Source organism: Mumia sp. (assembly GCF_028803055.1).
Classification (GTDB): domain Bacteria; phylum Actinomycetota; class Actinomycetes; order Propionibacteriales; family Nocardioidaceae; genus Mumia.
The window spans coordinates 1-12,418 of sequence record NZ_JARBCJ010000097.1 but is presented as its reverse complement, the minus strand read 5'-3'; the positions used below and the strand labels follow the sequence as shown (position 1 = coordinate 12,418).

Sequence of the window (12,418 nt, the reverse complement as noted above, 5' to 3'; positions counted from 1 at the left end):
CTGTCGGGCATCTTCGACCTGCCGATCCTCCGCACGATCGTGCTCTGGACGCTGGCGGTCGCGAGCACGATCACGGTCGTGCAGCGCATCCTGATGGTGCGGAAGCAGTCGTTGGCGGACGTATGAGTTCCCCCAGCGGTCGCGTCCTGGACGTGGCGCGTACGCACGCGGAGGCTGCGGCGTACACGATCGGCTGGGACCTCGCGGTCCGGCTGCCGCAGCCCCTCGTCGACCGGGCCATGCGGACGACCGCCGACCGTCTGTACGCGCGCGGCGGGAGCAGCATCGACCGCTTGCGCTCGAACCTGTCGCGGGCGGTGCCGGACGCGACTGCCGGAGAGCTCGACGAGCTCGGGCGAGACGCCATGCGCTCCTACCTGCGCTACTGGGGGGAGGTGTTCCGTCTCCCGCGCTTCACCGCCGACACCGTCGACGACTGGATCACGGTCGACCATCCCGAGCGCGTGTTCGCGTTGAAGGCGCAGGGGCGGGGGATGATCGCCGCACTGCCGCACATGGGCAACTGGGACCTCATGGGCGCCTGGGCGCTGAGCCACGGCCTCCCGTTGATGACGGTGATGGAGCGTCTCAGGCCCGAGCGCCTGTACGACGAGTTCGTCGCGTTCCGCGAGGGACTCGGCATGACGGTGCTCCCGCTGACCGGTGGAGAGCCGACGATGCCGCGGCTCGCCGCGCACCTGCGGGCGGGGGGCTTCGTGTGTCTGCTCGCCGACCGCGACATGTCCCGCAGCGGACTTGTCGTCGACCTCTTGGGCGAGAAGGCGCGGATGCCCGTCGGACCGGCGCTCCTCGCGCAGCAGACCGGGGCGGCGCTCTTCGCGGCGACCTCGCGGTACGAGCAGGACCGGCTGCGCATGACCGTGCACGAGGTCGTGCCGACCCGGGAAGGCCCGGACGGACTGGTGGCGATGGCGCAGGACCTCGCCGACGTCTTCAGCGCAGAGATCCGCCGCAGCCCCGCCGACTGGCACATGCTCCAGCGCGTCTTCGAGGTCGACCGGCTTCCGGACGGAGGCGTGCGATGAGGATCGGGATGGTCTGCCCGTACTCGTTCGACGTCCCCGGCGGCGTCCAGAACCACGTCCTGGACCTCTCCCGGACGCTCGGAGGGCTGGGCGTGGAGGTGTCGGTGCTCGCGCCGGCCGCCGACGACGACGACCTGCCCGACTACGTGACACCGGCCGGCCGCGCCGTGCCCGTCCGCTACAACGGTGCCGTCGCGCGCGTGTCGTTCGGGCCGATGGCGATGGCCCGCACCCGACGCTGGCTGCGCGACGGCCGCTTCGACGTGCTGCACGTCCACGACCCGGCCACGCCGAGCGTCTCGCTGGTGGCGCTGAGCCTGTCTTCCGGGGTCTCGATCGCGACGATCCACACCTCCATCGGCCGCTCGCGCGCTCTCGCGGCGACGGAGTCGCTGCTGCGCCCGGCGATGGAGAAGCTCAGCGCGCGGATCACGGTCTCGCGGGAGGCGCACCGCGTGGTCGAGCAGTACCAGGGCGGCGACTCGGTGATCATCCCGAACGGCCTCTACGTCGACGACTTCGACGCCGTACCGCGGAGCGCGGGGACCACCGGCCGCACGGAGCTGCTGTTCCTGGGGCGGTTCGAGGAGGCACGCAAGGGTCTTCCCGTCCTGCTGGGCGCCCTGCCGCCGGTGGTCGACCGGTTCCCTGACCTCCGTCTCGTCGTCGCCGGGGCGGGGGACCCCAAGGTCGGGTCGGCGATGGTCCCCGAGGGGCTGCGCCACCACGTCGAGGTCGTCGGGCGGGTCTCGGACGCCGAGCGCGCCCAGCTGCTCGCCCGGGCCGACGTCTACGTCGCGCCGAACACCGGTGGCGAGAGCTTCGGCATCGTCCTCATCGAGGCGATGGCGGCGGGCGCACCAGTGGTGGCCAGCGACATCCGCGCGTTCGCGGACGTGCTCGAGAACGGCCGCCTCGGTGCCCTCTTCGCCAACGAGGACCCCGCGGCTTTGGCCAAGACCCTCGTCTCGACGCTCGAGGACCAGGCTCGTCAGGCACGTGCGGACCTGGCGCGACGCGAGGTCCGGCGGTACGACTGGAGTGTGGTCGCGCCGCAGGTGGTCCGTGTGTACGAGACAGTCCTCGGAGGAGGCAGCGTCGGATGAGCACGCTCGAGTGGATCCTCGTCGTCGGTGCCGTGGTCGCGGCGATCACGGTCGCGCTGTCGACGACGGCCGGCCGGCTCGACCGGCTGCACATCCGTCTGGCGACCGCCCAGGCCTCGTTGGACCGTCAGCTCCTCGACCGGTCGACGTGCCTGCGCAACGTCGCGGTGGGCGGAGTCCTGGACCCTGCCAGCGCCCTGGTCGCGGTCGAAGCCGCCGATGCCTCGCGCGCGGCGATCGGCAAGAGCGACCAGGCCGAGCGGGAGACGGCGCTGAGCGAGGTCATGCGCACCGTCTTCGGTGACGCCGAGGACGTCGACGCGCTGTGGGCGGCCGCCGACGAGCCGCAGGCCGAGCTGCTGGCCGACCTCGGCGACGCGTGCGAACGCGTCCAGCTGGCGCACCGTTTCCACGACGACCTCGTCGCCCGCACCCAGCGGATGCGGCGCAAGCGGATCGTACGGTGGGCGAGGCTCGCCGGCTACGCGCCGTGGCCGAATCGGATGGACTTCGACGACACGCCGCCGCCGCACCTCGTCGCGCACGAGCGCCCCGTGGCCTCCTCCGAGATGGGGCAGCAGCAGGGCTGATCGGCTCACCTCGTGGCGGGACCGCTCCGGCGTCGGTGCACGGTCGTACGATGAGGCCAATGTCCGAGCGGGCGCACCGCGTCCCAGGCCCCGAGGTGAACGATGTCCGAGAACCCGACTGCCCCGACACCGGCCGTGTCCCGGGAGGGCACGGGCACCGCACGCGTGAAGCGCGGCATGGCGGAGATGCTCAAGGGCGGCGTCATCATGGACGTCGTCAACGCCGAGCAGGCCAAGATCGCCGAGGATGCCGGTGCCGTCGCGGTCATGGCCCTCGAGCGCGTGCCCGCCGACATCCGCTCCCAGGGCGGCGTGGCCCGCATGAGCGACCCCGACCTGATCGACGGCATCATCGAGGCCGTCTCCATCCCGGTGATGGCCAAGGCGCGCATCGGCCACTTCGTCGAGGCGCAGGTGCTGCAGTCCCTCGGCGTCGACTACATCGACGAGTCCGAGGTCCTCACACCCGCCGACTACGCCCACCACATCGACAAGTGGGCCTTCACGGTGCCGTTCGTGTGCGGCGCGACCAACCTGGGCGAGGCGCTTCGTCGCATCACCGAGGGTGCGGCGATGATCCGGTCCAAGGGCGAGGCCGGCACGGGCGACGTCTCCAACGCGACGACCCACATGCGGGCGATGCGTGATGAGATCCGCCGTCTCCAGACGCTTCCGGCCGACGAGCTCTACGTGGCGGCCAAGGAGCTTCAGGCGCCATACGAGCTGGTCCGCGAGGTCGCCGAGAAGGGCGCGCTGCCCGTAGTGCTCTTCACCGCGGGAGGCATCGCGACGCCCGCGGACGCCGCCATGATGATGCAGCTCGGTGCCGAGGGCGTGTTCGTCGGCTCGGGCATCTTCAAGTCGGGCAACCCGGCCGAGCGCGCGTCCGCGGTCGTGAAGGCCACCACCTTCTACGACGACCCCGACGTCATCGCCAAGGTCTCGCGCGGGCTCGGCGAGGCGATGGTCGGCATCAACGTCGCCGACCTCCCCGAGCCGCACCGGCTGGCCGAGCGGGGCTGGTGAACGGTGCCTTTCTTCTCAGCACCGCGCCTGACCGACGCCGACGCGCTGCGGAGCTACGCCCGGGTCCTCGTACGCGCCGGCCTCACCGAGCGCGCTGCCTGCGTCACCGAGGTCGAGATCGCGGCACGCGAGGATGCCGGGCTGGTTGACACGAAGGCCCGGACCGAGGCCCAGCGACTCGTCGACGACGAGCGCGCGGCGCTCGCGGAGGAGCAGTCGGGCTGGCCGGCGCGCACCGACTACGACGCGCTGCAGGAGGCCTTCCAGGCACTGGAGGCCGCTGGCTTCGTCGTGCTCCAGGGCGTCGACGACCACTGGGCGGCGGCCGGCGTCGTGCGCGAGGCGGCCGGGGGAGCCACGGGGAGCGCGCTCCGAGGCATCGTGTGGTTCACGCCGTCCGATGTCTGGCACGCCGTCGATCACGGGATGCTCGAGGTCAACGTGTGGCACCCCGACTCCGCCAACATCGCCGACGGCGACCCCTTGTGCTCCGCGGTCGTCGCGACGCTGGACGCTGCCGGTCTCGCGGCGCACTTCGACGAAGGACGGATCGAGGTCCGGGCGTTCTGGCACCGTCGCCTCACCGACGCGTGAGTGCGCCCCGGGTCGGTGTCCTCGCCCTTCAGGGCGACGTCCGGGAGCATCTCCGGATGCTCGCGGCGAGCGGCGCGGAGGCGACCACCGTGCGACGGCCGAGCGAGCTCGACGCGGTCGACGCCCTTGTCGTGCCGGGCGGGGAGTCGACCACCATCGACAAGCTGTCGCGGGCCTTCGAGCTCCGCGACCCGATCCGTGAGCGCATCGGGTCGGGCATGCCGGTGCTGGGGACCTGTGCCGGCATGATCCTGCTCGCCGACCGCATCGACGGCGGCACCGACGACCAGCAGACCTTCGGCGGGATGGACATGACCGTGCGGAGGAACGCGTTCGGCCGGCAGGTCGACTCCTTCGAGACCGATCTCCGGGTCCAGGGCCTCGACGACCCGCTGCACGCGGTGTTCATCCGCGGTCCCTGGGTCGAGAGCCACGGTCCCGGTGTCGAGGTCCTCGCGGCGGTCGACCGCGGCGACGAGGGGCGCCGCCCGGTCGTGGTGCGGCAGGGGGCGTTGCTCGCCGCGTCCTTCCACCCCGAGCTCGGGTCGGACCACCGCCTCCACCAGATGTTCGTCCGGTCGGTGCACGCGAACGGCGGCGTGGCCAGCCGCTAGGATCGAGGGCGGTCGCGAGCCGCGGCCGTACGCCGTCGTAACAGCGAGAGCAGGTGAGTGCCGTGTCTGGCCACTCCAAGTGGGCGACCACCAAGCACAAGAAGGCGGTCATCGACGCCAAGCGCGGCAAGATGTTCGCCAAGCTGGTCAAGAACATCGAGGTCGCCGCACGCACCGGCGGGCCTGACCCCGCGGGCAACCCGACGCTCTACGACGCGATCCAGAAGGCCAAGAAGTCGTCGGTCCCCAACGACAACATCGACCGCGCCGTGAAGCGCGGCGGCGGTCTCGACGGCGCGGGGGTCGACTACACGACGATCATGTACGAGGGCTACGCCCCCGGCGGTGTCGCGCTGCTCGTCGAGTGCCTCACCGACAACAAGAACCGTGCGGCCATGGAGGTCCGGACGGCGATGACCCGCAACGGCGGCAACATGGCCGACCCCGGCTCGGTGTCCTACATGTTCTCCCGCAAGGGCGTCGTCATCGTCCCGGCCGAGCAGGACGGCAAGACGCTCGCGGAGGACGACGTCCTCGAGGTGGTGCTCGACGCGGGCGCCGAGGACGTCAACGACCACGACGGCTCGTTCGAGGTGATCAGCGAGGCCGGCGACGTGGTCGCGGTGCGCACGGCTCTCCAGGACGCCGGGATCGACTACGACTCCGCCGAGTCGTCGTTCGTGCCGTCCATGACCGTCGAGGTCGACGCCGACGTGGCCGGCAAGGTCCTCCGGCTCATCGACGCCCTCGAGGACTGCGACGACGTCCAGAACGTGTTCGCCAACTTCGACGCCTCCGACGAGGTCATGGCGCAGGTCGGCTGACACGCCGCTCCACCTTCTGCCCGGCTCGGGGCGGAGGGATTCTCCCGTGCCGGGCGGAAGGCTCGCGGCGAACCCGCCTGCCCGAGCTGCCGACGTGCCAGGATGGGCCATGGACATCCTGAGGCCCGGCGGGATCATGTGGCGGATCGCACGACGTCGGCGAGGCGCGGCCCCCGATCCGCTCCCGTGGATGCCCGAGCTGGCGGGCGAGGGAGTCGCTCCGACGGACGAGGTGGGCCGGCGCCCTCTCGTGGTCACCCGCGGTGGGGTCGTCGTGCACGTCGAGCCGGCCCCGGGACGCGCGACATCGAAGGCCCGGATCAGAGAGCTGGGCGACGCGGTGTACGCGCTACCCCTGACGGTGAGCACCAGCGACGACGTGTCGCAGGCTCCGTACGCGCCGCCGCCTGGCCCTGGCACCACCGGAGGGTGGGGGCACCCAGGGCAGGCGCCCGGGATGGGGGAGGGCTCGTCGTCGTGATAGGTCTGCGCCCGCCACGGCGATCTGCGCCCGCGCTCGATCCGTCCTAAGGTCGGGGCACCACCCGAACCCGATCTCGAGGAGTGAGTGCTATGGGTCTGGATGACAAGCTGAAGCACCTGGCCGAGGACGTCGAGGGCAAGGCCAAGGAGGCCTCCGGCAAGCTCCGCGGCGACACGTCGCAGGAGTCCGAGGGCAAGGCCGACCAGAGCAAGGCCGACTTCAAGAAGGCCGGCGACAACGTCAAGGACGCCTTCAAGAAGTAGCCGCCGCGCTCGGCGCAAGTCTCCTCCACGTACGCCGTGGAGGTTACGACACGAAGCCCCTCCACGTACGCCGTGGAGGGGCCTCGTCGTTCGTACGGGTCCTCGGCGCGTCGCCGCCACACTCGTCCGTCGTGCGACTAGGGTGTCGAACATGTGTTCGCTGCGGGTCCTCCGCGAGGTGGCATGACCGCCGGCGCGATGCGTGTTCTCGGAGTCGACCCCGGCCTGACGCGGTGCGGGGTCGGCGTGGTCGACGGACGCGTGGGGGGCGCTCTGCGGGCGGTCTCGGTGGGGGTGATCCGTACGCCGGCCGCCGACGACGTCGCCCACCGGCTCCTCGCGATCGAACGCGGCCTGGCCGAAGCCATCGCCACGCACCGGCCGGACGTGGTCGCGATCGAGCGGGTCTTCAGCCAGAACAACGTCTCGACCGTCATGGGCACCGCCCAGGCCAGCGGGGTCGCGATGGTCGTCGCAGCCCGCCACGGCCTCCCCGTCGTCCTCCACACCCCGAGCGAGGTCAAGGCGGCGGTCACCGGCAACGGTCGCGCCGACAAGGCGCAGGTCACGGCGATGGTCACGCGGATCCTCGGCCTGGTCGAGGCGCCGCGCCCCGCCGACGCCGCCGACGCGCTCGCCCTCGCGATCTGCCACGTCTGGCGCGGCACGTCGGTCAGCCGGCTCGACGACGCCCTCGCCGCCGCGGCACGCCCGTCAGGTCCGATGCGGACGGCCGCCGAGCCCATCCGTTCCCGCATCCCAGGCGCTGCGCGCACCAACCCCAGATTCCCCGAGAGGAAGCCTCGATGATCGCCTTCGTCCGCGGCACCGTCGCCTCGACCGCCCTCGACTCCGCCGTCCTCGACGTCGGCGGGGTCGGGATGCTCGTGCAGTGCACGCCGGGCACGCTGGCCGACCTCCGGCACGGTGAGCAGGCGCAGGTCTCGACCAGCCTCGTGGTGCGCGAGGACTCGATGACGCTGTACGGCTTCGCCGACGACGACGAGCGTGACACCTTCGAGCTCGCTCAGACCGCCAGCGGCGTGGGCCCCAAGGTCGCGCAGGCGATCATCGCGGTCCTCGGCCCCGAGGGTCTGCGCCGTGCGGTCGCCGAGGAGAACCTCGTCGCGCTCACGAAGGTCCCCGGCATCGGGCGCAAGGGAGCCCAGCGGATCGTGCTCGAGCTCAAGGACCGTCTCGGTGCTGCGGCGGCTGTCTCCCAGGCGACCGCGACCGCACCTGCCTCGACGCCCGCCGACGCGGACTGGCGTCCTCAGGTGCACGCCGCCCTGGTCGGGCTCGGATGGAGCACCCGCGAGGCGGAGTCCGCGGTCGCCGCCGTGGTCACTGTCGCCACCGAGCAGATCGAGGGGACCGGCGCGGTCGACGTGTCCGTCCTGCTGCGCGCGGCCCTCCGTACGCTCTCGAAGGCATGAGGGAGGAGATCGGCATGGAGGAGCAGGACACCAGCCGGCTCGAGGCGGCCGAGCGGGCCGAGCTCGAAGCGCGGCTCGTCGGCCCGGACGTCGTCTCCGACGAGCAGGCGTACGAGGCGGCTCTGCGCCCTCGGTCGCTCGACGAGCTGATCGGGCAGGAGCGTGTCCGCGAGCAGCTCGCGCTGATGCTGACCGCGGCGCGGGCGCGCGGTCGTACGCCCGACCACGTCCTGCTCTCGGGTCCTCCCGGGCTCGGCAAGACCACCCTGGCGATGATCATCGCCGCCGAGCTGGGCACGGCCCTGCGGCTCACGAGCGGGCCCGCGATCCAACACGCCGGAGACCTCGCCGCGATCCTGTCGGGGATCAACGAGGGCGACGTGCTGTTCGTCGACGAGATCCACCGGATGTCACGACCCGCCGAGGAGCTCCTCTACATGGCGATGGAGGACTTCCGGGTCGACGTCGTGATCGGCAAGGGTCCAGGAGCGACGGCCATCCCGCTGCAGATCCCGCAGTTCACGCTCGTCGGCGCGACGACGCGAGCCGGTCTGCTGCCGGGACCGCTGCGCGACCGGTTCGGGTTCACCGCGCAGCTGGAGTACTACGAGGCCACCGAGCTCCACCGGATCGTCGACCGTTCCGCAGCGCTGCTCGGCGTCCAGACAACACCCAAGGGCGGTTTCGAGATCGCGTCGCGGTCGCGCGGCACGCCACGGATCGCCAACCGGCTCCTTCGCCGGGTCCGCGACTACGCCGAGGTCCGGGGGAGCGGGGTCGTCGACCTCGACATCGCCCACCGCGCGCTGGACCTCTACGAGGTGGACCAGATCGGCCTGGACCGTCTCGACCGTGCGGTGCTGGACGCGCTGTGCCGCAGCTTCGGCGGCGGGCCGGTCGGTGTCTCGACCCTCGCCGTCGCGGTCGCCGAGGAGCGGGAGACCGTCGAGGAGGTCGCCGAGCCCTTCCTCGTACGCCAGGGGTTCCTGGCCCGCACGCCCCGGGGACGCGTCGCGACGGCGGCCGCGTGGAGGCATCTCGGGCTGACTCCACCGACGACGACCGCCGATCCCACGTTGCCGTTGGACTGACGGGCTCCGGCTAGACTCGTCCCGCACCACGAAGCCCCCTGACACCGACCTGGCTGGAGCCACCCGTGAACGACCTCGCAGCACTGCTGCCGATCATCCTGCTCGTCGCCATCTTCTATCTCTTCATCATCCGCCCGCAGGGCAAGCGTCGCCGCGAGTTCCTGAGCATGCAGGATCGCGTGGTCGTCGGCTCTCGCGTCATGCTCACCAGCGGCGTCTTCGGGACGGTGAAGGCTCTTGACGACGAGACGATGACGCTCGAGATCGCCCCCGGTGTCGACATCGAGGTCCACCGCAACGTCGTCGCCAAGATCATCGACGGCACCGACGCCGGCACCGCGACCCACGAGGTCGTCGAGACCCGTCCGATCGAGGATGAGGACGGCAAGGTCTGATGCCGCTCGGGCTCGACGAGATGCTCGACTCGCTGGTCCGCGACATCCTCGACTGGCCGGAGACGGGGATCACGTTTCGTGACGTCACGCCGTTGCTGGCCGACGCCGAGGGCTTCCGGACCACCGTCGACTCCCTGGCATCGCTGGGGAGAGACCTCGCCGGGACCGACATCGACAAGGTCGTCGGGATCGAGGCGCGCGGCTTCATCTTCGGGGCGCCGGTCGCGGTGGCCCTCGGCGCCGGGTTCGTCCCGGCACGCAAGGCCGGCAAGCTGCCGTCGACGACGTACGCCGAGGACTACGACCTCGAGTACGGGTCGGCGACGGTCGAGATCCACACCGACGCCATCGCCCCCGGAGATCGCGTGCTCGTCGTCGACGACGTGCTCGCGACCGGGGGCACCATGGCCGCGGTCGACGCGGTGATCGCGCAGGCCGGGGCCAAGGCCGCCGCCAACGTCGTCGTCCTGGAGCTCAGCGCGCTCGGCGGACGGGCGCGGCTCGACCCGGAGCGGTTCGGTGCCCTGCGGACGTACTGACCCGGCACTGCCGAGCCGCCGGTTAGGATTGTCAGCGTGAGCCCTGAGAGCACCAAGCTGGTCGCCATCGTTGTCGTGATCGCCCTCGTCCTCGCGGGCGGCGCCACCGCGTTCGGTGTCCTCTTCGGCTGATCCCCAGCTCGCGTCACCGCCTTCCATGTCGTTGGTCCCGGCACCCTAAGATGGCGGGCCTACGATGGAAGGGGAGGTGCACGTGGCCGATCGCGCTCGTACCGAGTCTGAGCCCCGCAAGGAGTCCGTCCCGACTCCCGCGCGGGTTCGCTCCCGTCTGGCCCGGCTCGGTGGTGGACGGTCGTCCTCGGACAACCCGGTCGTTCTCGACCCGTTGCTGCGAATCGTCCGCACCAACCACCCCAAGGCCGACACCGCGGCGATCGTCCGTGCCTACCGGATCGCGGCCAAGATGCACCGCGGTCAGAAGCGCAAGAGCGGCGACCCCTACATCACGCACCCGCTAGCGGTCTCCACGATCCTCGCCGAGCTGGGCATGACCCCGCCGACGATCGTCGCCGCGCTCCTTCACGACACCGTCGAGGACACGCCCTACACGCTCGACCAGCTCACCAAGGACTTCGGTGAGGAGGTCGGACAGCTCGTCGACGGTGTGACCAAGCTCGACAAGGTCCGTTACGGCGAGAACGCCGAGGCCGAGACGATCCGCAAGATGATCGTCGCGATGAGCCGTGACATCAGAGTGCTCATCATCAAGCTGGCCGACCGCCTCCACAACATGCGTACGCTGCGCTACCTGCGGCAGGACAAGCAGGAGCGCAAGGCCCGCGAGACGATCGAGATCTATGCGCCGCTCGCGCACCGTCTCGGCATGAACACCATCAAGTGGGAGCTCGAGGACCTGTCGTTCGCGACCCTGCACCCGAAGGTGTACGACGAGATCGTCCGCCTCGTCGCCGACCGCGCGCCGTCGCGCGAGGACTTCATGTCGACGGTCATCAGCCAGGTCAACGAGGACCTCAAGCGGTCCAAGATCAAGGCGACGGTGACGGGGCGACCCAAGCACTACTACTCGATCTACCAGAAGATGATCGTCCGCGGCCGCGACTTCGCCGACATCTACGACCTGGTCGGCATCCGCGTGCTCGTCGACTCGCTGACCGACTGCTACGCGGTGCTCGGCGTCGTCCACTCGCGCTGGAACCCTGTGCCTGGCCGGTTCAAGGACTACATCGCGATGCCGAAGTTCAACATGTACCAGTCGCTGCACACGACCGTCATCGGTCCGCAGGGCAACGCGGTCGAGCTCCAGATCCGGACCAGGCAGATGCACCGGCGCGCCGAGTACGGCGTCGCGGCCCACTGGAAGTACAAGGAGGACGGCGCGGTCAAGGGTGCCGCCGGCGCGCCCGCGGGCAAGGCCGACGGGACCGACGACCTCGGGTGGATCCGCCAGCTCCTCGAGTGGCAGCAGGAGAACGAGGAGTCGCAGGACTTCCTCGAGAGCCTTCGCTTCGACCTGTCCGACCAGGTCTACGTCTATACGCCTGCCGGTGACGTGATCGGGCTGCCCGCCGGCGCCACACCGATCGACTTCGCCTACTCGGTCCACACCGAGGTAGGGCACGCCACCATCGGTGCGCGTGTCAACGGGCGCCTGGTGTCGCTCGAGTCCAAGCTCGAGAACGGCGACGTCGTCGAGGTCTTCACGTCCAAGGCACCCGGCGCCGGACCCAGCCGAGACTGGCTGGACTTCGTCAAGAGCCCGCGGGCGCGCAACAAGATCAAGCAGTGGTTCACCAAGGAACGGCGCGACGAGGCGGTCGAACGCGGCAAGGACGCCCTGACGCGGCAGATGCGCAAGGAGGGCCTGCCGCTGCAGCGTCTCCTGAAGCACGAGACGTTGGCGACGGTGGCCAAGGATCTGCACCTGTCGGACGTGACCTCGCTCTACGCGGCGCTGGGCGAGGGACGCGTGAGCCCGCAGAACGTCGTCGAGCGGGTGCTCGCGTTCCTCGGCGGCGAGGAGGGTGCGACCGAGGATCTCGCCGAGGCGGTGCTGGTCCCCGACGAGTCCACGCGCCGTCGCCGTGTGCGCCGTGGCGACCCGGGTGTCCTCGTCAAGGGCATGGACGGCTCGGTGGCGATCAAGCTGGCGCGCTGCTGCACCCCGGTGCCGGGCGACGACATCATCGGCTTCGTGACCCGCACCCAGGGGGTCTCGGTCCACCGGCGGTCGTGCACCAACGCCACGAGCCTGCTCAAGGAGCAGGAGCGGCTCGTCGACGTCGAGTGGGCGCCCAGCGCGTCGAGCATGTTCCTGGTCGCGATCCAGGTGGAGGCGCTCGACTGGGCGCGGCTGCTGTCGGACCTGACGCGTGTGCTCTCCGACCAGCACGTCAACATCCTGTCGGCGTCGCTGTCGACCGGGCGCGAT

15 protein-coding genes are annotated in these 12,418 nt (G+C 70.8%); all 15 read left to right on the top strand.

Annotated elements, in window-relative coordinates; all coding sequences use genetic code 11:
- The first annotated feature begins 122 nt into the window (after positions 1-122).
- Positions 123-1,046: a phosphatidylinositol mannoside acyltransferase gene (locus PV363_RS10720; protein ID WP_301022313.1), complete on the top strand. Its 924-nt coding sequence runs from the start codon at positions 123-125 to the stop codon at positions 1,044-1,046.
- Positions 1,043-2,152 carry a glycosyltransferase family 4 protein gene (locus PV363_RS10715; protein ID WP_301022312.1) on the top strand — a complete coding sequence of 370 codons (1,110 nt, stop codon included), beginning with the start codon at positions 1,043-1,045 and terminating at the stop codon, positions 2,150-2,152. The genes PV363_RS10720 and PV363_RS10715 overlap by 4 nt, the downstream gene beginning before the upstream one ends.
- A complete protein-coding gene (locus PV363_RS10710) occupies positions 2,149-2,742 on the top strand; it encodes a hypothetical protein (protein ID WP_220344583.1) in 594 nt (197 codons plus the stop codon). Before PV363_RS10715 ends, PV363_RS10710 begins: the two co-directional genes overlap by 4 nt.
- A 102-nt stretch (positions 2,743-2,844) precedes the next feature.
- Positions 2,845-3,768, top strand: a complete 924-nt coding sequence (pdxS, locus tag PV363_RS10705) for a pyridoxal 5'-phosphate synthase lyase subunit PdxS (RefSeq protein ID WP_301022311.1) — start codon at positions 2,845-2,847, stop codon at positions 3,766-3,768.
- 3 nt (positions 3,769-3,771) lie between these two features.
- The gene (locus PV363_RS10700; protein ID WP_220344586.1) at positions 3,772-4,362 is read left to right on the top strand and encodes a hypothetical protein; all 591 of its coding nucleotides are present in this window, start codon (positions 3,772-3,774) and stop codon (positions 4,360-4,362) included.
- A complete protein-coding gene (gene pdxT / locus PV363_RS10695) occupies positions 4,359-4,976 on the top strand; it encodes a pyridoxal 5'-phosphate synthase glutaminase subunit PdxT (RefSeq protein ID WP_301022310.1) in 618 nt (205 codons plus the stop codon). The genes PV363_RS10700 and pdxT overlap by 4 nt, the downstream gene beginning before the upstream one ends.
- Positions 4,977-5,038: 62 nt before the next feature.
- Positions 5,039-5,800, top strand: coding sequence for a YebC/PmpR family DNA-binding transcriptional regulator (locus PV363_RS10690; protein ID WP_301022309.1), 762 nt, complete (start codon positions 5,039-5,041; stop codon positions 5,798-5,800).
- Between the two features lie 109 nt (positions 5,801-5,909).
- On the top strand, positions 5,910-6,281 hold the full coding sequence (locus PV363_RS10685; protein WP_220365675.1) for a hypothetical protein: 372 nt from the start codon (positions 5,910-5,912) through the stop codon (positions 6,279-6,281).
- Positions 6,282-6,373: 92 nt separating this feature from the next.
- Entirely contained in the window at positions 6,374-6,547 is a 174-nt protein-coding gene (locus PV363_RS10680; protein ID WP_220344593.1) for a CsbD family protein, read from the top strand.
- 198 nt (positions 6,548-6,745) lie between these two features.
- Positions 6,746-7,357: a crossover junction endodeoxyribonuclease RuvC gene (gene ruvC, locus PV363_RS10675; protein ID WP_220366003.1), complete on the top strand. Its 612-nt coding sequence runs from the start codon at positions 6,746-6,748 to the stop codon at positions 7,355-7,357.
- Positions 7,354-7,983, top strand: coding sequence for a Holliday junction branch migration protein RuvA (gene ruvA, locus PV363_RS10670; RefSeq protein ID WP_220347141.1), 630 nt, complete (start codon positions 7,354-7,356; stop codon positions 7,981-7,983). The genes ruvC and ruvA overlap by 4 nt, the downstream gene beginning before the upstream one ends.
- Positions 7,980-9,074, top strand: a complete 1,095-nt coding sequence (gene ruvB, locus PV363_RS10665; RefSeq protein WP_255559397.1) for a Holliday junction branch migration DNA helicase RuvB — start codon at positions 7,980-7,982, stop codon at positions 9,072-9,074. The genes ruvA and ruvB overlap by 4 nt, the downstream gene beginning before the upstream one ends.
- A gap of 65 nt (positions 9,075-9,139) precedes the next feature.
- Positions 9,140-9,469 carry a preprotein translocase subunit YajC gene (yajC, locus tag PV363_RS10660; RefSeq protein WP_220344597.1) on the top strand — a complete coding sequence of 110 codons (330 nt, stop codon included), beginning with the start codon at positions 9,140-9,142 and terminating at the stop codon, positions 9,467-9,469.
- A complete protein-coding gene (locus PV363_RS10655) occupies positions 9,469-10,008 on the top strand; it encodes an adenine phosphoribosyltransferase (RefSeq protein ID WP_220347143.1) in 540 nt (179 codons plus the stop codon). The genes yajC and PV363_RS10655 overlap by 1 nt, the downstream gene beginning before the upstream one ends.
- A 289-nt stretch (positions 10,009-10,297) precedes the next feature.
- Positions 10,298-12,418: bifunctional (p)ppGpp synthetase/guanosine-3',5'-bis(diphosphate) 3'-pyrophosphohydrolase (locus tag PV363_RS10650; RefSeq protein ID WP_301022314.1), on the top strand; the 2,121-nt coding region annotated here is incomplete at its 3' end.